The 17,029-nt window shown below is 60.2% G+C and carries 20 protein-coding genes and 1 pseudogene; 14 read left to right on the forward strand and 7 right to left on the reverse strand.

Annotation, left to right across the window (positions count from 1 at the left end):
- Window positions 1-5 precede the first annotated feature (5 nt).
- The 5 genes from GGD46_RS28665 to GGD46_RS28685 all read left to right on the forward strand — a co-directional run bounded on the left by GGD46_RS28665 (window position 6) and on the right by GGD46_RS28685 (window position 4,110).
- Window positions 6-668: a conjugal transfer protein TrbF gene (locus GGD46_RS28665; protein WP_004119850.1), complete on the forward strand. Its 663-nt coding sequence runs from the start codon at window positions 6-8 to the stop codon at window positions 666-668.
- A 16-nt stretch (window positions 669-684) separates the two neighbouring features.
- Window positions 685-1,497, forward strand: coding sequence for a P-type conjugative transfer protein TrbG (gene trbG, locus GGD46_RS28670; RefSeq protein WP_004119849.1), 813 nt, complete (start codon window positions 685-687; stop codon window positions 1,495-1,497).
- Window positions 1,498-1,500: 3 nt separating this feature from the next.
- Window positions 1,501-1,935 (forward strand): conjugal transfer protein TrbH, encoded by a 435-nt coding sequence (trbH, locus tag GGD46_RS28675; protein ID WP_004119847.1) that lies wholly within the window; start codon window positions 1,501-1,503, stop codon window positions 1,933-1,935.
- A 10-nt stretch (window positions 1,936-1,945) separates the two neighbouring features.
- The gene (gene trbI / locus GGD46_RS28680) at window positions 1,946-3,247 is read left to right on the forward strand and encodes an IncP-type conjugal transfer protein TrbI (protein ID WP_004119844.1); all 1,302 of its coding nucleotides are present in this window, start codon (window positions 1,946-1,948) and stop codon (window positions 3,245-3,247) included.
- A gap of 158 nt (window positions 3,248-3,405) precedes the next feature.
- Window positions 3,406-4,110: an autoinducer binding domain-containing protein gene (locus GGD46_RS28685; RefSeq protein ID WP_004119842.1), complete on the forward strand. Its 705-nt coding sequence runs from the start codon at window positions 3,406-3,408 to the stop codon at window positions 4,108-4,110.
- 3 nt (window positions 4,111-4,113) lie between these two features.
- On the opposite strand, the gene GGD46_RS28690 is transcribed toward GGD46_RS28685, so the two are convergent.
- Window positions 4,114-4,428, reverse strand: a complete 315-nt coding sequence (locus GGD46_RS28690; RefSeq protein ID WP_004119838.1) for a transcriptional repressor TraM — start codon at window positions 4,426-4,428, stop codon at window positions 4,114-4,116.
- A 249-nt stretch (window positions 4,429-4,677) separates the two neighbouring features.
- Between GGD46_RS28690 and GGD46_RS28695 the strand changes: the two genes are divergently transcribed.
- On the forward strand, window positions 4,678-4,914 hold the full coding sequence (locus GGD46_RS28695) for a helix-turn-helix domain-containing protein (RefSeq protein ID WP_004119837.1): 237 nt from the start codon (window positions 4,678-4,680) through the stop codon (window positions 4,912-4,914).
- 263 nt (window positions 4,915-5,177) lie between these two features.
- On the opposite strand, the gene GGD46_RS28700 is transcribed toward GGD46_RS28695, so the two are convergent.
- From GGD46_RS28700 to traA, 4 genes are read right to left on the reverse strand one after another with little or no spacing between them, the layout of a single operon-like run.
- Window positions 5,178-5,786 (reverse strand): TraH family protein, encoded by a 609-nt coding sequence (locus GGD46_RS28700; RefSeq protein ID WP_004119835.1) that lies wholly within the window; start codon window positions 5,784-5,786, stop codon window positions 5,178-5,180.
- 15 nt (window positions 5,787-5,801) lie between these two features.
- Window positions 5,802-6,965 carry a conjugal transfer protein TraB gene (locus GGD46_RS28705; RefSeq protein ID WP_004119833.1) on the reverse strand — a complete coding sequence of 388 codons (1,164 nt, stop codon included), beginning with the start codon at window positions 6,963-6,965 and terminating at the stop codon, window positions 5,802-5,804.
- Entirely contained in the window at window positions 6,955-7,521 is a 567-nt protein-coding gene (gene traF, locus GGD46_RS28710; protein WP_004119831.1) for a conjugative transfer signal peptidase TraF, read from the reverse strand. Before traF ends, GGD46_RS28705 begins: the two co-directional genes overlap by 11 nt.
- Entirely contained in the window at window positions 7,518-10,829 is a 3,312-nt protein-coding gene (traA, locus tag GGD46_RS28715) for a Ti-type conjugative transfer relaxase TraA (RefSeq protein WP_004119830.1), read from the reverse strand. Before traA ends, traF begins: the two co-directional genes overlap by 4 nt.
- Window positions 10,830-11,085: 256 nt before the next feature.
- Between traA and traC the strand changes: the two genes are divergently transcribed.
- From traC to GGD46_RS28735, 4 genes are all read left to right on the forward strand, one after another.
- Complete coding sequence (gene traC, locus GGD46_RS28720; RefSeq protein ID WP_004119828.1) at window positions 11,086-11,382, forward strand: conjugal transfer protein TraC; 297 nt, start codon at window positions 11,086-11,088, stop codon at window positions 11,380-11,382.
- Between the two features lie 4 nt (window positions 11,383-11,386).
- Window positions 11,387-11,602 carry a type IV conjugative transfer system coupling protein TraD gene (traD, locus tag GGD46_RS28725; RefSeq protein ID WP_004119826.1) on the forward strand — a complete coding sequence of 72 codons (216 nt, stop codon included), beginning with the start codon at window positions 11,387-11,389 and terminating at the stop codon, window positions 11,600-11,602.
- A complete protein-coding gene (gene traG / locus GGD46_RS28730; protein WP_004119814.1) occupies window positions 11,595-13,571 on the forward strand; it encodes a Ti-type conjugative transfer system protein TraG in 1,977 nt (658 codons plus the stop codon). The genes traD and traG overlap by 8 nt, the downstream gene beginning before the upstream one ends.
- 232 nt (window positions 13,572-13,803) lie before the next feature.
- Window positions 13,804-14,382, forward strand: a complete 579-nt coding sequence (locus tag GGD46_RS28735; protein ID WP_004119813.1) for a thermonuclease family protein — start codon at window positions 13,804-13,806, stop codon at window positions 14,380-14,382.
- A 149-nt stretch (window positions 14,383-14,531) separates the two neighbouring features.
- On the opposite strand, the gene GGD46_RS28740 is transcribed toward GGD46_RS28735, so the two are convergent.
- The gene (locus tag GGD46_RS28740; protein WP_015342042.1) at window positions 14,532-14,708 is read right to left on the reverse strand and encodes a hypothetical protein; all 177 of its coding nucleotides are present in this window, start codon (window positions 14,706-14,708) and stop codon (window positions 14,532-14,534) included.
- A 361-nt stretch (window positions 14,709-15,069) separates the two neighbouring features.
- Here GGD46_RS28740 and GGD46_RS28745 point away from each other — a divergent pair, with 361 nt between their 5' ends.
- Window positions 15,070-15,327, forward strand: a complete 258-nt coding sequence (locus GGD46_RS28745) for a WGR domain-containing protein (protein WP_004119812.1) — start codon at window positions 15,070-15,072, stop codon at window positions 15,325-15,327.
- Window positions 15,328-15,349: 22 nt separating this feature from the next.
- Here the strand turns inward: GGD46_RS28745 and GGD46_RS33655 are convergent, their stop codons facing one another.
- Complete coding sequence (locus GGD46_RS33655; protein WP_004119811.1) at window positions 15,350-15,649, reverse strand: hypothetical protein; 300 nt, start codon at window positions 15,647-15,649, stop codon at window positions 15,350-15,352.
- A 179-nt stretch (window positions 15,650-15,828) separates the two neighbouring features.
- Between GGD46_RS33655 and GGD46_RS28750 the strand changes: the two genes are divergently transcribed.
- The 3 genes and pseudogenes from GGD46_RS28750 to GGD46_RS28760 all read left to right on the forward strand — a co-directional run.
- Window positions 15,829-16,071, forward strand: coding sequence for a hypothetical protein (locus GGD46_RS28750; RefSeq protein WP_004119810.1), 243 nt, complete (start codon window positions 15,829-15,831; stop codon window positions 16,069-16,071).
- Complete coding sequence (locus GGD46_RS28755) at window positions 16,052-16,663, forward strand: zeta toxin family protein (protein ID WP_028755140.1); 612 nt, start codon at window positions 16,052-16,054, stop codon at window positions 16,661-16,663. Before GGD46_RS28750 ends, GGD46_RS28755 begins: the two co-directional genes overlap by 20 nt.
- Before the next feature lie 121 nt (window positions 16,664-16,784).
- Window positions 16,785-16,952 (forward strand): annotated as a pseudogene (locus GGD46_RS28760) (HU family DNA-binding protein); the annotation flags it as partial.
- Between the last annotated feature and the right edge of the window lie 77 nt (window positions 16,953-17,029).

A 17,029-nucleotide genomic window follows, 5' to 3' on the forward strand; every position in this document is an offset into this window, starting at 1 on the left:
GATCGATGGCAGCGAAACGCGCTCCCGAAAACCCGTATCTTGCCGCGCGCCAGGAATGGAATGAGCGATACGGCTCCTATGTGCAGGCCGCGGCCGCATGGCGCATCGTCGGCATACTGGGTCTGACCATGGCCGTGATCGGCTTCGGGTACGCGATATACCTAAGCACGCAGGTGAAGCTGGTGCCTTATATCGTCCAGGTCGACAAGCTCGGCACCTCGGTCACCTCAGGGTTCCCCGAGCAGATCGAATACGCGGATGTGCGGGTGGTGCGCGCCACGCTTGGCAACTTCGTAACGAGCTTCCGCAGCGTCACACCGGATGCCGTAGTGCAAAAGCAATATATCGATCGAACCTATGCGCTTCTGCGAGCTTCCGATCCCTCGACCCAGAAGATCAATGACTGGTTCCGCAGCAATTCGCCGTTCGAAAAGGCGAAGTCGTCGACGATCGCCATCGAGGTCAACAACATAGTGGCGCTCTCCAATCAGACTTATCAGATCGACTGGACCGAATACGAACGGGACCGGAAGGGCAAGGAAACCGGGACGCGCCGGTTCCGCGGAATCGCGACGGTTGCGCTTACCGCGCCGCAGGACGAGGCGACCATCCGCCTCAATCCGATCGGCCTCTACGTTAGGGATTTTGACTGGACGGCACAGCTTTGAGGGCAGGGGATTTGACATGCACAGAACAGCACTAATTGCAGCCACCGGCTGCTTGGCGGGACTCGTCTTTGTGGGCGGCGCTGAGGCGCAGACCATGACGGCAAATGAGGTGAATGGCACGACCATTTCCAGGAAATGGCGCGTCGCGCCCGGACTGGTGACGGCAGGCTCCGATGGCAAGGTCACCTTTCTCTTCGGCGAAACCCAGCCGTCCGTTGTCTGCTCGCCCTTGCAGGTCTGCGATATCGAACTCCAGAGCGGCGAGATCGTCCGCGATGTTCTCGTTGGAGATACTGTTCGCTGGAAGGTGGAGCCTGCCACCTCCGGTGCAATCGGCGGCCAAGCGATCCATCTGATCGTCAAGCCGTCGGAAGTAGGTCTTGTCACCTCGATGGTGGTCACGACGTCGCGACGCACCTATTACATCCAGCTCAAGTCACATCCGAGCCAGTACATGGCACGCGTCGGCTTCGAATATCCGGAGGACGTCTCGACCAAGCTCGCCGACATCAATTCCCGGCTCGAGACCGGCGGCATTCCCGGGGCGGCACCCGACAAACTGAACTTCTCATATTCCGTGAGTGGCTCGGCACCTTGGAAGCCGACGCGGGTCTATTCGGATGGCGTGAAAACCTACATCCAGTTTTCGAAGTCGATCTCAGGTCAGGATGCACCGGTGCTGGTCGTGATCCACGGCGGCCAGAGCCGCATCGTCAATTACCGAATGAAGAACGACTTGATGATCGTCGATTATGCCGTCGACGAGGCGATCCTCGTCTCCGGCGTCGGCTGGCGCCAGCAGAAGATTACCATTCGGCGAGGAGGCTAAGCTATGCACAAGCTTCTCGTCATCATCATCAGCGGCTTTCTCACCGCATGCCAAACTGCTGGGGATGGGTCTGACGCCAGGTCAAACGCCGCGCCGGTCTCCGGGCCCGCCGCAAGTGCCATCGCCGCCGACATGGCAAGCCGGCTCGCCGAGCAGATCAGTCCCGTGAGGTCGACGACAATCAAGATGGAAAGGGACACATCGGAGTTTGCGGCGGCACTCGAGGCGGCCCTCAAGGGCTCTGGCTACACCGTTCTAACCGACGGCAAAGTTGGAAAGGACGTGAAACCGGTCGAGCTCACTTACGCGATCGATGGCACTCAAGATCAGGTGCTCGCGCGGCTGTCAACACCGTCCATTACCCTTGGCCGCGCATACAAAGCAACGGCCGCCGGTGCGACGCCGGCAAGTCCGCTCTCCATCATGCAGCGTAATTGAGGGGAAAGGTATGATCCAATCGCTCCAGCTCGGCCCTTCAAAGCAAGCCGACGATCCGAAAGGAATGCGCCGCCTCAATCGGCTGCCAATTATTACCGCAACCGTCCTCATCGCGCTATTCTTCGGCGTGGTCGTGATCGGCCTATCGTGGCGAGGACTTCCCTTCAACTGGAGCTACGATATCGACAGCAACTTGAATACACCGGCGACGAACTTCGGTGACCAGCTCAAGCGCGGCATCAGTGACGGCATCATCGGCGAGCCAGGTGAGCGCGAAGTGCTCCAGCCAACACCCACCGTCGAGCAGAAGGTGGAGAAGGGAGCACCTGTTATAGACCGCCGGCCTACGGAACGGCAAGAAAGAGGCCCGCAGCTCGAATCAGAGGAGGAATGGCGAGCCCGCCTAAAGCGGGAGCAGGATGAACAATATATCCGTGAAGCTCAGCGCCAGCGGATGGCTCACCTGCAGGCGCGGGCAACCGCTTTGGACTCGCCTTTGAAGGTGGATATTTCTGATGTCGAGAAGGCCGCTAAAAGTTCCACAGACGCCGGTCGTCAGACTGCGACGACGACAGCCAACAATGCTTCTGATCTCTACACCGCCGCATCGAAATCCGGGCTGACGGCCCAGAACGTCGACCCGAATGCCCAAAGTTCGAAGGAGGATTTCTTCAATCAGGACATCAAGGATCTTGGCTATTTGCCGAATAAGGTCGTGCCGCAGATGTCGCCGTATGAGCTGAAGCGCGGCTCGGTCATTCCAGCCACGTTGATCACAGGTCTCAACTCAGACCTTCCGGGCCGGATCATCGGGCAGATCAGCCAGAATGTCTATGATAGCGCCACCGGCTACCGGCTCCTGATCCCGCAGGGAGCCAAGTTGTTCGGCCGTTACGATTCCAAGGTTTCCTTTGGCCAGGACCGCGTGCTCGTCGTCTGGACCGATCTGATCTTCCCGAATGGCTCGACGCTGCAAATCGGCGGCATGGCTGGGACCGATGGGGCAGGTTATGGCGGGTTCAAGGATAAGGTCGATCGGCATCTCTGGCGCACGTGGAGTTCGGCAGCACTTGTCGCGATACTCGGAACCGGCATCGACATGTCGATGCCCGAAAGCACGACGCTTGCCACCCAGGACACGGCCTCCGATGCCGCCAGACGGAATTTTGCGGACACCTTCGGTCGCGTTGCCGAGCAGACGATCTCGAAAAACTTGAACGTTCAGCCGACAATCCAAATCCGGCCGGGATACGAGTTCAATGTCTTGGTCGATCAGGATATCGTCTTCCCCTCTACGTACAGCAGTCAGTGATACAGCATCAGAAGAGATCTTTGTTTAACTTCATCTCTTGGTCAGAAGGTTTGATTGCGAAATAGAGGTGAATAGACGTTTGCGCGGGTGAGCGCAGATCTGTATCACTTCCGAAGGAGCGGGGGCGCCTTCACGTACAACAGAAAGGAGACAGGTCTGTGGATCCAGCCTTAAGCGCTCTCATTGACATGGTTGAAGCCTCATACGATGAACGGATGATCAAACGCGGGCTCAAAGGGTTCGTTCATTCGTGCGGATTTCAATTCTTTGCATATCTGCAAACGGAAGGCCTTAGCGCCCGCGCGCTCAGTTCCTATCCCGAGAAATGGCAGAAAATTTACCTAAGCAACCAATATTCTCGGGTGGATCCGGTCGTTACGGAAGCCAAACGCCGGATGGAGATGTTTTCCTGGGCGATCGATGACTGGCCGTCTCGTGGGAGCTCTGAGTTCAATCGTTTTCGGGATGAAGCGGTAGAACATGGCATTCGCAGTGGGGTGACGGTTCCCGTTCAAGGCAGTTTCGGCTCGATCATTATGCTGACATTCGCGTCCTCGGGGCATAAAGCTGATATTTCAAAATGTCAAAAGCAACTAAACCCGCTTCAGGCGGTGTTGGCAATTCACTATCGCCTGAAGATCATAGCTGCGTCGACGATCGTCGCACCCAGCCGGCTGCTTTCACCAAAGGAAGCGATGTGTCTTACGTGGGCGGCAAAGGGTAAAAAGGCTTGGGAGATTGCCATTTTAATGGGAATTACCCAACGAACAGTGCAACACCATTTCGATCGCGCACGCAAAAAGCTGAATGCCGCGACGATCCCTCAGCTCGTGGCAATCGCGAAGGACCGCGGTTTGGTTTAACCATCATTCGTTGTTTTCGGAGGGCACATCGGGAACATAACCAAGCGCATCGACGATTTCCGAGAGTTCTTCCTGCTGCGCTTCTGACTTCTTTTGACGATCGAGATACTCATCTTGCAGGCTCTTGAGCACGTCCCTGGAAGTCGAGGCGTTGGCGGTTGCAAGAGTCCACGTTTCGTAGACAGCTTCATCCGCGGCTAGAAGTCGGCGGTGCTCGCGGATCGCAGAAATTGCTAACGCTTTCAAATCGGCTTCTCGCATCGCTTTATAACGAGACTCTCTTTTGCCGCTTGTCTCGAATGAGACCTCGTTGTCCATCCGCTTCTCCTCTTACCTCGTTTGCGACCCGGCAAGGATCGAGACCTTCCGGTAGCGTATACGCTTTGCAGAATAGATCCCATCCTTCAGTAAGATGGGTGGCTACAAACTCGACAATTCATTGCTCGCAAGAAGAGGGCATCAGTGAACGCCTAATCACCCTGATTCGTATGAACATTCCATATCCGGAATACGGCTGTAGAGAATACTCCGTGGAGAAATACTCTGCAAGCCGCTGCTCTCTCCAGCATGGAGATTCGAGAGGTGTTTGCACGGAATCTGAAAGCCGCGCGTCAAGCCAAAGGCCTGTCGCAAGAAGAGCTCGCGTTTGAGGCAGGCATCGATCGAACTTATATCAGTTCTTTGGAGCGCAGTGTCTATAATGCAAGCATCGACGTTGTCGATCGCCTGGCGACGGTCTTAGGTGTTGAGGCGTCTGAACTGCTGAAACGTCGGCCTGAGACAAAAATTGAGCCACTGAGATGACGGGTACAGGGCTGGGAACCGAAAACAAGGCAAACAAGGACGCAATGCTCAGCGCGTCCTCAACCCCGAATGTCCGACAGGCTCTGGAGGAATTGCTATGCGGCCATAAAAGGTCATGCCATCCGGCGAACGTTCCGCGGTACCCTTTTTCGCCTGTGGCGTTGGCACTTTGGAATTGCCCTTCAACTTTTCGACGAGGATGATTATGCATGCCGGGGATGTTCCATCCGTCGCGCCGTTTCCGACGTAAGAAACTCGAGTGCTTATTTGCCTCCGATCCTCGAAAGATCGATCCGAATTCCGGCTTGGCCAATAACCTCATTCACCTTCGTCCGCATCTCGGGAGTGGTCGCGGTGGCTGGCGGTTCATCGACGGACCGCGCTTCGCTTTGCCGAGGCAATTCGATGGAGGCTCCTGGATCCTGCGCTTGAAACACACCGACGCCCTCGAACTCGCCGGCTTTCCACGCATAGAGCGCATCCTCGAAAATCTGGCGGAAGACGTCATCGCTCTTCGGATCGCCGTACCATTTGGCAACAATGCGCAGGACCTTGGCGAACATCGCCGTTCCCTTGCGCAGGTTCTGGCAAGCATCGACCAAATCCGTTTTGAGATCGGCCAGGTCCTTGACGCCCACACCGGCTGGAAACTGCGTCAGACCGACACGAACGACAGCGTTGCCGGCATATTGGCGCACGATGTCCATCGCCTCGTCGGGTGATCTGGCCTTGGGCACCAGGATCAACCGCCCTCCCGAGCGCACGGTCACCGCAAGGGGATCGGCAGAGCCCGCCGCCGCGACGAACTGCTCGACGATCGCGGGTTTCAGTGAAGGGTCGGCGCAGTCTTTGATAAGGGCGGCGTCGAGCATGGGACCTCCTCGGCATCAGGTGTTGAAAGAAAAAACGACTGGCCTGGAAAACAGCTTTGCCCAGGCGGCGGTGCTGGCGCGCTGGATGGCGACAATGGACGTGCCTTTGGTCCACCAGCCGTTGCCGACCGCAACGATCACGTCCGGACTGCCGAGCATCGATTGCAAGACCGGCCAGACGAGCAGTTGCTCGTAGCAGATCAGCACCGCCACCCGCCCGGAGCCGAGCGCGACGACAGGATTTGCAAAGATGTGCGCTTGCGCTCCGGCGTTGCCGCCGAAGAGCGGCTGCCAGGGCTGCCACATCGAGCCCGGAACCGGCATCCGTTCCCGGTAGAGGATCCGACTGCTATCTGCGGAGATTGCAACCACCACATTGTCGTATCCGGCCGCGTTAACGACTGCCGCGCCCGCGAGAACGGTCGTGTCATGCCCTGATAGCGCGCGGATCCAAAGCCGTTCGACCGTCGGCGTCCAGAAGCCCAACGTACTTTCAGGAAGGATGACGGTTCGAACACCGTCGGTCCCTCGTTCAAGCACCGTTGCAATTAGATCACGGTGGCGGGCCATGCTGGTGTCCCGCCCGACCGACGCACCCAATTCGAGATCGACGCCCCGCCAGGCTTCCGGTAGCTTCGGGTCCGTCCACGAAGCGGCGGACCAAAGCCAGAAGCCTATAAGGCCCATGGCGACAGTTGGGCAGAGGCGGGAAACGAGGCCCGCCAAGCCGGCTGTCGTGACGGCCAGTCCCCACCATCCCCATCCCGGAAACAACACGCCTGCGGCCGTGATGGGATGCGCCCAGCCGGTAATGCCGAAAGGGGGAACCACCATCAGTACGGCCGCCAGGACGTAGCGGCCCGGACGAAGGCCAACCTCCTTCGTCCACAGGAGCGCATGCGCCGCGACAAAGCTGGCCGAGGCAGCCAGCCACAGCAGCAGGCCCGGCCAGATATCCGCAGCATAGAAGGTGGCCACGCCTTGCGGCAGGCCGCGCGACGCCGACAGGAAATATGCTGCGGAAACCAAGGTTGCCGTCTTTTTCGTTCTCGACAGCGACCAGAGGACGGGAAAGCCGAGCGCCACCGGCAACAACAGCACGTGGCCGCTCCATGCCACCGATCCGACGCCGACCGAGGCGATGATAAGCAGCGTTGGCCAAACCCAGTCATGGCGCATAGGTCAGCACCTCACGCGCCAGACCGAGAATGCCGGATGTCGGCACAGGCCCGAAATAACGGGAGTCGAACGAGCCGGCGAAGGCCGAATGCAGGAAGACCTCACCGCCCGGTACCACGCCGCCCGAAAACCGTGTCAGCGGCCGACCTTCTCCGTCTTTTTCGGCGACAGTGGAAGCACGAACCAGGCGCCCATCGACCGTCACCTCGTTGGCGATCTCGACGCGCTGGCCGGCGACCGCGACCACCGACTTGATGAGCGGCGCGAGATGACCGGGGCAAAGTCCGGAGCGGAGATAGCCGCGCGCCCTCGCTTCGTGCATGGCGGCTGTGTCCGGTGGGCAGATGAACACCAGGTCGTCCACACCAGGCGAACGGTCGAGCGGGACAATCTGCCAGAGGCCAAGTGGCTCGCTCGGCGTAAGATTGATGCGATAGCTGCCTAATAGACCGGCCAGTCCGATCACTGCGATGGCGGCAGCAGAAACCGATGAAGTGACGGCAGCTTGTTTTCGCTGCGCCATGGCTCGCTCGCGTGTTCGACCCGGACGCGTCATTTGAGCGAGAGCCCCTGGCTCTTCGTTTGCCGCAGCGTCTCGGCCTGCTTCAACGCCTCGGTCGTGCGCTCATGCGCGGAAAGTTGCTGCACCGTTCGCATCGTGCTCCAGGCCGATTGCACTTCCGCCTTCTGCCCGGCAGACATGCTCGAGGTCACCGACTGGAAGGTCTGACCTGTCATGTCTTTGGCGGCGAGCGGTAGGAAGGTGCGTTCCCCGAAACGTTCCGATACGGCTCTCGCAAAACCTTCGAGTTCGGCTTTCACCATTTTGTCGGCGAGCGCGTTTTCGAGTCCTGCGGGAAGGTCGTTGCGATCGATGGCGTCACGGACGCGTTCGAGCGTCTGCTTTGCCGCCGGCGACAGCGCCGGGATGTCGAGAGAGATCTTCATGCGGACGGCGCGCTCCTCGGCGTCATATTTGTGTTCCGCCTCCGTGCGCTGCCGCAGATAGCGTTCCAGGTTTCGGGCAAGCGCCGGCGCATTGGTGACGGCCCTCTCATGGGCCTGCTTGTCGGCGCGGCCGGCAAGGATCCCGGTCTTGCCTTTCAGCGCACCAAAGGTCTCCGGCTCGGAACCGATCTTGGTGATCGTCGATTTCGCCGCCGCTTCGTTTCTCAGCATCGCATCGACGTTGACAGCCTTGAACGCGTCTTCCGGCTGAGCGTAGACGAGATGGAAGCGCGCTGAGACTTCCTCCCATTGCTTCTTCAAGCCGGCGTCCGCTGCAAGCAGGTCCTCGACGACCTGTTCCAGCGATTTTGGGAACGTGGTGATGCCCGATACCATGGGTTTTGCCTCCTGCATGCTGTGCGATTGACTGGTCTTGGCCGCGCCGGCGGACAGACCAAGCCTGCGGGCGATTGCCGCCAGACGAGCGCCAAGCGCGGCGAGCTTCGACTTTTGCCGGACGGTCCATTCGATCCGGTCGCGAACGACAGTGCGTGCGACGTTAACGAGGTGAAGGCCACGGGCGTCGGCGAAGCGAAGGGCTTGGGCGTAGAAGCGGCCACTCGCATAATCGAGCGTCGTTTCCTTGGCTTGTCTGCGCGACAGGATCGGGATCAGGCCGCCTGCCTTGGCGAAAGATCGGCGGCCGTGGTAGAGACCGAAGTCCTCTCGGTGACGGGTCATGGCCACGTAAGTGAGATGGCGGTCGAGAGAGAGGGAAGCCAGCACCTTCACCCTATCGACGGTGGCACCCTGGCTCTTATGGATCGTGGTGGCATAGCCGTGATCGAGATTGGCGTAGAAGCGTTGTTCGACCGTGACCTGGCGGCGGTGTTCGCCGTCTCCGACTTCCGCGACAATACGCCCGGGCGTCGCGTCCACGACCTTCGCCAGCATACCGTTCTTGACGCCGAGCGAGCCCTCGTTCTTCAGGAACACGATCTGGTCGCCGGCCGCGAATTTTCGGTGCCCGTCTTCGGTCCGGAAGGCGAAACCGTCGGCGACGAGACCGCGTTCGACGAGCTTTGCGCGAGCCATGCCGTTGAGCATGCGCACGTCTCTTCGCAAGTGCGCAAGAATGAGGCTCGACCTTTGCGGATCGTAGTCGCGGTTCCAATCGGCAATCAGCGCCTGCACGGCATCGGCCTTGAGATCGGCTCCGCTGACGCGGCCCTGGGCGCGATAGGCTTCGACGGCTCTGCCGATATTGCCGCGGGCCAGATCGAGCGACGCCTCGCGCATCCACTGTTCACGCTGGCGGTAGATGTTTTCGAGTTCGCCATAGCCGATGCGGTCGGCAATGGCGCGGAAGGCAGCGCCGGCTTCGATCGGCTGGAGCTGTTCCGGATCTCCGACAAGCACGAGTTTGGCGCCGGCCTTGGTCGCCGCTTCGACAAACAGCGCCATCTGCCGCGACGACACCATGCCCGCTTCGTCGAGAACGAATACGGTTTTGTCGTCCAGCTGATTGCGGCCTTGGTTCCAGCGCAGTTCCCATGATGACAGCGTGCGGGAGAGAATGCCGGCTTCCTTCTCCAGGCCCTCGGCGGCCTTGCCCGCAAGCGCCCCGCCGACGACGCGATAACCGGCCGCTTCCCAGGCTTCGCGCGCCGCCTTCATCATCGTCGTCTTGCCGGCGCCTGCACGTCCGATCACCGCAGCGATGCGCTCGCCGCCGGTAACATGTGCGATCGCCGTCTTCTGCTCGTCCGCCAGGCGCAGGTGGCGGGCGAAGGTGGCTTCGCGCACAGCGTCCGCAACGCCGTGAGAAGAGCGTTGAGCCAGCCAGATCGCCCGGTTGGCCATCTCTGCTTCCAGCCGGACGAGGTCCCGCGTCGTGTATTTCGTCGGCACGCGTAGGCCGCCTGAAAACTCGATCCGCTCGCGTTCGAGCCGGAGCGTTTCGGGGCTCTGCAGGATCCTTGCCATCAGACTTTGGAAGAGGCCAGCGTCGTCTATGTAGCGGTGGAGGATCTTGGCAACGTCGCGTTCGTCGAAGACGCTCTTCTCCCGCGTGATCAGGTCGAGCACGAGCTCGGGACGGCGCTGAATGCGGCGGGCGTTTTCGGCCCGGCGCTCCTCCTGCAGCTCCAACCGCTCCAGCGAAGGGGCCCGCTCGGCTTCCGCCGACTTGCGCTCGATCGCCTTGGCGCCGACACCGAGGTGGATGGTTGGCGTCAGATTGATCCCCTGCTTCTCGAAGGAATGGCCGTCGACGCGGAGATCGAGGCCGGCGCGCGCCAGGTGCCGGTTCTGACAGGCGAACCAGCCGTCACGAAAGGCATTGAAATCGTCGAGGCTGCCGGCCCAGAGCTCGTAGACGATCTTGCCGGCATCGTTGCGCACTGGCTTGCCGCCAGGGCCGGTCACTGCAACCTTCTTGGCGCCGAACCCGTCTTCGGTCAGCGGCCGGAGCGTCGTCATCAGGTGCACATGCGGATTGCCGGGTGCATCGTGATAGACCCAGTCGGCGATCATGCCCTTCGACGTGATGTGACGCTCGATAAAATCCCGCACCAGTTCGATGTTCTGCTCGCTTGAGAGCTCCATCGGCAGCGCAACGGTCACATCCTTTGCAAGCTGGGCATCGACGCGTTTCTCGAAGATTTCGACACTGTTCCAGAACGCTTCCGACGCGCCGGAGACGGATCGGTCGGCAATCATCGTCCGCAGCCATGACGGCGCATCGGCAGGGATGACGAACTCCTCGTGCAGCAAGCCCTGCTTGCGGGTGTAGTCGATCGTGCGGGCCTCCCGCTCGTACTCCATCTTGGCGCAATGCCGATAGGCCGCCGACAGCACAGCGCTGCGGCCGGAGCCGCGGGCGACGATGCTGACGGAGAAATGAGGAACGGCCACGGCGGAATTCTCTCCCGATTCCGAGCAAAATCAACATGTTCGCCAGCGAGATCGGCTCCGCCAGGCGCTCTCAAAAGAACGTCGCGCCAGCGACGTATAATTGCGCCCTTCGGATGCCGCTCTTGTCGAGCGGCCGGGATCATCCACGAAAGCATCGCCCTTGGCGATTGTAGGATTCACAGTAGTGCGTTCCGCACCGACATCCGGAAGATGGGGTCCGAAAGACAAGCTTTCGCACCCAAGGAGACATCCGGACATGAAGAAACCATCCTCGAAAATCCGCGACGAAATCGCCAGGCTCCAGGAGCAATTGAAGCTCGCCGAGACCCGGGAGGCCGAGCGCATCGGCCGGATCGCGCTTAAAGCCGGGCTCGGTGAGATCGAGATCGACGAGGGTGAACTGCAGGCAGCATTCGAGGATCTGGCGAAACGCTTTCGCGGAGGCAAGGTCCGTTCGACCGGAGGGAAGGGGGCAAGCGGCGCAGGCGAGGGCAGCGCGCCCGCCGCGCAGAACCCGCCTGGTACGGCTGAGGGCAGGACTGGCGAGGCTTGAGCGGATGCGAAGATCCACGACATCAGATGCCCGCAAGAAGGACACGCGCGAAAAGATCGAGCTCGGCGGCCTGATCATCAAGGCGGGGCTGCGCTACGAGAAGCGCGCGCTGCTGCTCGGGCTCCTCATCGATGCCGCCGCGCGCCTGAAGGGAGACGCACAGGAGCGCTCACGGCTCGCCGCACTCGGTGCTGAAGCGTTCGGAGAGAGAGATGACTAGGATCCTGCTGTTCGTAGCGCCATGCGCGTTGATGATGCTGATGGCCATCGGCATGACCGGGACCGAACTGTGGCTATCCCACTTCGGCAAGAGCGATGCCGCCCGGCAGATGCTCGGCCGTGCCGGCATCGCTCTGCCCTATGTCGCCGCGTCCGTCGTCGGCATCATCTTTCTGTTTGCGAGCGCAGGCTCCGCGCGGATCAGGACGGCAGGATGGGGCGTTGTCACGGGCGCGACAGCGACGCTCGTCCTAGCGGTCCTGCGCGAGGCATCGAGGCTCTCCGCGTATCTCGAACAAGTCCCGGCCGGCAAAACCGTCTTCAACTATCTCGATCCCGCGACGGCGATCGGGGCTGCTGCCGTGCTGATGTCGGCGCTGTTCGGCATGCGTGTGGCGATTGCCGGCAACGCGACATTCGCGAGGGCCGAACCGAAGCGCATCGTTGGGAAACGGGCGCTGCACGGCGAGGCCGACTGGATGAAACTATCGCAAGCCGAAAAGCTGTTTGCCGAGAGCGGCGGCATCGTCATCGGCGAGCGCTACCGGGTCGACCGGGATAGCATCGCGGCACCATCGTTTCGCGCCGACAGCGCCGCGAGCTGGGGAGCGGGCGGCAAGTCGCCGCTGCTTTGCTTCGACGGCTCGTTCGGCTCGTCGCACGGCATCGTGTTCGCCGGATCCGGCGGCTTCAAGACGACATCGGTCACGATCCCGACGGCGCTCAAGTGGGGTGGCGCGCTCGTTGTCCTCGATCCTTCGAACGAGGTTGCGCCAATGGTGTTGAAGCACCGTGGCGACGCCAACCGCGACGTCTTCGTGCTCGATCCGAAACACTCGGAAATCGGCTTCAACGCGCTCGACTGGATCGGCCGGTTCGGGGGAACGAAAGAGGAGGATATCGCCTCCGTCGCATCGTGGATCATGAGCGACAGCGGTGGCGCGCGTGGGGTCCGTGACGACTTCTTCCGCGCCTCGGCCTTGCAGTTGCTGACGGCTCTCATTGCCGACGTTTGCCTCTCAGGCCACACGACGGAAAACGACCAGACACTCCGGCAAGTACGCAAGAACCTGTCCGAGCCAGAGCCCCAACTGCGCCAGCGGCTGCATGAAATCTACGACGATTCGAATTCGGATTTCGTCAAGGAGAATGTCGCAGCCTTCGTCAACATGACGCCGGAAACCTTCTCGGGCGTATATGCCAACGCGGTCAAGGAAACGCACTGGCTGTCCTATCCGAACTACGCCGCGCTGGTCTCGGGAACTTCCTTTTCGACGAGCGATCTGGCGGACGGAAAGACGGATGTCTTCATCAACATCGATCTCAAGACGCTGGAGACGCATGCGGGCCTGGCGCGCGTCATCATCGGCGCGTTTCTGAACGCGATCTACAACCGCAACGGAGAGATGCAGGGAAGGGCACTGTTCCTTCTCGATGAGGTGGCGCGCCTCGGCTACATGCGCATCCTGGAGACCGCGCGCGACGCCGGCCGTAAGTATGGAATCACGCTGACCATGATCTACCAGTCGATCGGCCAGATGCGCGAGACCTATGGCGGCCGCGATGCGGCGAGCAAATGGTTCGAGAGCGCAAGCTGGATTTCATTCGCCGCGATCAACGATCCCGAGACTGCCGACTACATCTCACGCCGCTGCGGCATGACGACCGTCGAGATCGATCAGGTCAGCCGCAGTGTCCAATCGAAAGGATCGTCGCGCACGCGGTCGAAGCAACTCGCCGCCAGGCCGCTGATCCAGCCGCACGAGGTGCTGCGCATGCGGGCCGACGAGCAGATCGTCTTCACCGCCGGAAACGCGCCGCTCAGATGCGGACGCGCGATCTGGTTTCGGCGTGACGATATGAAGGGGTGCGTGGGCGCGAGAGCGTTTTCGAAAGCAGCGAACCCCGCAGAGAATTCGCCCGATCGGCCGGCGCGCAGCGCAGCGAGCAAGGCCGATCGAGAACAATGAAGAGTATCGGAGAAATCAGCGTGGGCGTCCGCCGAAGGGCGGGATTTCTGGAATTCTCGTCGTGCAAGGAGCGGGAAAAAGCGCAGCCGCAGGAGCCTCAACATAGTGGCCCACACCGGGGAGGCGGGACCGACTGCGCCCGCTCCTAAACTCCATCTGAGGCCGGCTTGTTCGTAAAGACAGAAGAAACCGGGCTCGACGTAGATTGATGCGAACAGCAGAGGACAGGCACGTGGCGAAATCGAATGTGGTGCCGTTGAGACCGCGGCGCAAATCCGGCCGCGGGAGCGATCGATATCGGCCGCAGCGAAAATTCCGAACTGGACAGAACGGCCCGCGCAAGTCGCTGATGGCGGTCATCTCAGCCATCATCATTGGAGCAGGCGGATGGTTTGCGTTTGCCGGCGCCGGCGATCTTTCTGGCATCTTAGCTTTGGCCAAGGCGCCGACAACGGATACGTCGCAGGCCACGTTTTCGTTGTGCGGCGAGAGCGTGCGAATGAACTGCGTCGTCGATGGCGACACTTTCTGGTTTGGGGGAGAAAAAATCCGCATCGCTGACATCGACACGCCGGAGCTCAGCCCACCGCGCTGCGAGGCGGAACGGATCAAGGGCGAGGCAGCGAAAGCGCGCCTGCTGGCGCTTCTGAACGCCGGCAAGTTCTCGTTGTCAGTAGGCTTGCGGGACGAGGACAAGTATGGCCGAAAACTCCGGACCGTTACACGGGAAGGGCGCTCGCTCGGCGACCGCCTCATCGATGAAGGTCTTGCCCGGCGCTGGGACGGCGCAAGACATGGATGGTGCGGGTGAGGGGCTGCGAGAGGATCGCACCTGGATGGGCGGAGACCGTTTTCGGGCACCGTGAGCATCGCGAATAGAGCCGTGCGCCGCAGGCGTCTCGCCCAAGAACCGTCGGCTTTGCACGACCGAGGCCCGATATCCATCTGTTGATAGTCACGTTAGCGCGCTCGTGACCCGCGATAGTAAAAGCGCTCGACCAGCGCAGCACCCAGAACCGGCAGCAGCGCCAAGACCGCAAGCTGGAACATCCCATCAAGGCCGAAGAGAATGGACACAGCGACCGCGACGATGGCGCCCAACAATGCGCCGATGACATAGGGAAGATAGCCTTTCATGTGACATCCTCATGCTATTTTCGAAATTTATGATCTTCTCGGAGGTGAAATCCCGGCGAAGTGAGAAACCTGCGCCAGCGCACGCCTAAAAAAAGCGAAGCTCCCTGAAATTAAACCTCTATCATCTGATGTCGGCGGCAGTCGAAGACGCTCATTGTGCCAAGCCCAGCCTCGAAAGGAAATCCCGCGGAATTGGTTTAAGTTCCTTATCGATGGTCGCCATCCGCACGGACCGTCATCAGGCAAATTCGAGCAAGGCCATCGTGTCCGGTCGCAGGTCATCAGCGATATGAATCGATCCTTGCCGACCGATTCATAAGTCTCGTTGGACGCGATTCCCGGCATAGGCGATTCTTGTCTCATGATCGCGCAACCGTACCATCTTTATGTCGAACGCTCTGACGCCGCCAGAAACATGGCGCGCTACTACGCCATGTCGATCGAGCCCAACCTGTTCGGGGATGTCTGCCTGCTCCGGAAATGGGGCCGCATCGGCACGAAGGGTCAGATGATGGTCCACCATTTCGGGCGGGAAGAGGAAGCAGTCGAACTGTTTCTCGACCTGCTGCGGCAGAAACGAAAGCGCGGCTATCGTCCACGCACCTCCGTGCCAACATGAGAATGGCCCGCCGAAGCGGGCCTCATCGGCGCCTGTTCCAGTCGGTCTCGAAGGACATCTCGATCTCGACGAAGAACGGGATCTTGACGCCGAACATATTCCGGTTCCGTATCGCACCGAAAAAGCCGGCGGCAGGCTCGATGTCTGTCGTCGGCTTGCCTATCTGGCCAGTCGGCCCCGCCTCACGGTGGGGCGTTTCCGGCTCAGTCCCGGTTGGTGATGAAAATTTCGAAGCGCCGTTGCGGGTAGCGAGCGAGGCGCAGCCGGTCCGCGTCAGACGTGCCCCATCGAGGCGCCCCTGGAGCCACGAATAACCAGACAAAGGGACATGACAGTGGCGGCCCACGCCTGGTAGATTTCGCAATGCGATTCGGCTGCTTCGCCTTCAACGTGAAGCCGTTCGCTCTCATAGCAAGGCTCGCACACCCTCCAGTCAAAAGCCAACAGGCTCTTTTCGGGTGGGAAAATGATTGCTATATTTGCGGAAAGGTTGGAGCAGACATGGCCAAAGTCGTCGTCAAAAAATTTGGAAGTGCCAAAGTCGGCGTACGCGATACCGCGGTCACGCAGAAACGCGTGCGTGACGCAGGTACCGGGCAGTTTCTGACTGTTCGGACGATCGACGCGCAGAGCAAGACGCTCGGAAAAGATCTGAGCTACGTGTTCAGCAAGAATGTCGCCAAGGCGCGTCGCGAGAACAAGGCTGTAACTGGCGTCCTTGATCGTGCTCCCATCGAAGATTGAGCAGCCAGTCTTCCTGATCATCGCCGGGCCAAATGGCTCTGGGAAAAGCAGCGTGTACGAGAATGCCGACCTTGAAATGGAAGGTCGCTCAGTCTGGATCGTAAATCCGGATCTACTGGCTGCCAGAATCAGCAAAGTCGAGTCCAGACCGCCGCTGGAAGCCAACCTAACCGCGGTTCAACGGATCGAGTCTTGGCTTGAAGCGTCGATCAACGTCCACAAAACAATCGGCGTCGAAACAGTCCTGTCGACAGAGAAGTATCGACGTCTCGTGGTAGCGGCGAAGGCGCTCGGATTCGCGGTCTGGTTCTTATATGTCGTCGTCGATAGCCCCGAGCGCTCGATCGAGCGGATCAAGTTGCGCGTAGCCAAAGGCGGACATCCGGTACCCGACGAAAAAGTCCGCCAGCGGTACCAACGGTCCCTTGAGCAATTTCCCTGGTTTCTGGAACAAGCCGACAAGGCCTGGATCTGGGACAACAGCGGCGCAAAGCCGAAAACGATCGGCGAGAAGTCTGATGGGGTCATTGAACTCGACGTGCACGCTCTGGAGGTCGTTGCCAAAGCGGTTCGGTCCATCGCAACCGAATAAGGAGTCGTGATTCCGCACTTTCTGTGGAGAACCGTCGATTGTCTGGCCTCCAGATAGGTGTTTGCGTGACAGGCTGCGGCTCCGGTGGAAATGATTTCCTTCTTGAAACGAGGAGAAATCGATGACCACGACAAATGAAATCGCTGACAAGATCGCGTCAGACCACGGCCTGACGAAGGTGCAGGGAAAGGCGATCGTCGAAGCTGTATTTGCGGCGATCACGGCCGCTGCCACCTCCGGCGCCGAGACGTTCATTCCCGGCTTCGGGAAATTCAAGGTGAGTGCGACGTGAAAGTCGCCTAAGTAATTGTTTGTACGGGATTTATATTCCGGGACAAACCTGATGTTCCGTCATCAGTAGCCTAC

Source organism: Martinezella lusitana (assembly GCF_014207095.1).
Classification (GTDB): Bacteria; Pseudomonadota; Alphaproteobacteria; order Rhizobiales; family Rhizobiaceae; genus Rhizobium; species Rhizobium lusitanum_B.

Excerpts from the sequence above, each read along its gene's own strand:
- GGD46_RS28665 (WP_004119850.1), top strand. The coding sequence starts at position 6 with ATGGCAGCGAAACGCGCTCCCGAAAACCCGTATCTTGCCGCGCGCCAG.
- trbG (WP_004119849.1), top strand. The coding sequence starts at position 685 with ATGCACAGAACAGCACTAATTGCAGCCACCGGCTGCTTGGCGGGACTC.
- trbH (WP_004119847.1), top strand. The coding sequence starts at position 1,501 with ATGCACAAGCTTCTCGTCATCATCATCAGCGGCTTTCTCACCGCATGC.
- trbI (WP_004119844.1), top strand. The coding sequence starts at position 1,946 with ATGATCCAATCGCTCCAGCTCGGCCCTTCAAAGCAAGCCGACGATCCG.
- GGD46_RS28690 (WP_004119838.1), bottom strand. The coding sequence starts at position 4,428 with ATGGACAACGAGGTCTCATTCGAGACAAGCGGCAAAAGAGAGTCTCGT.
- GGD46_RS28695 (WP_004119837.1), top strand. The coding sequence starts at position 4,678 with ATGGAGATTCGAGAGGTGTTTGCACGGAATCTGAAAGCCGCGCGTCAA.
- GGD46_RS28700 (WP_004119835.1), bottom strand. The coding sequence starts at position 5,786 with ATGCTCGACGCCGCCCTTATCAAAGACTGCGCCGACCCTTCACTGAAA.
- GGD46_RS28705 (WP_004119833.1), bottom strand. The coding sequence starts at position 6,965 with ATGCGCCATGACTGGGTTTGGCCAACGCTGCTTATCATCGCCTCGGTC.
- traF (WP_004119831.1), bottom strand. The coding sequence starts at position 7,521 with ATGACGCGTCCGGGTCGAACACGCGAGCGAGCCATGGCGCAGCGAAAA.
- traC (WP_004119828.1), top strand. The coding sequence starts at position 11,086 with ATGAAGAAACCATCCTCGAAAATCCGCGACGAAATCGCCAGGCTCCAG.
- traD (WP_004119826.1), top strand. The coding sequence starts at position 11,387 with ATGCGAAGATCCACGACATCAGATGCCCGCAAGAAGGACACGCGCGAA.
- traG (WP_004119814.1), top strand. The coding sequence starts at position 11,595 with ATGACTAGGATCCTGCTGTTCGTAGCGCCATGCGCGTTGATGATGCTG.
- GGD46_RS28740 (WP_015342042.1), bottom strand. The coding sequence starts at position 14,708 with ATGAAAGGCTATCTTCCCTATGTCATCGGCGCATTGTTGGGCGCCATC.
- GGD46_RS28745 (WP_004119812.1), top strand. The coding sequence starts at position 15,070 with ATGATCGCGCAACCGTACCATCTTTATGTCGAACGCTCTGACGCCGCC.
- GGD46_RS28750 (WP_004119810.1), top strand. The coding sequence starts at position 15,829 with ATGGCCAAAGTCGTCGTCAAAAAATTTGGAAGTGCCAAAGTCGGCGTA.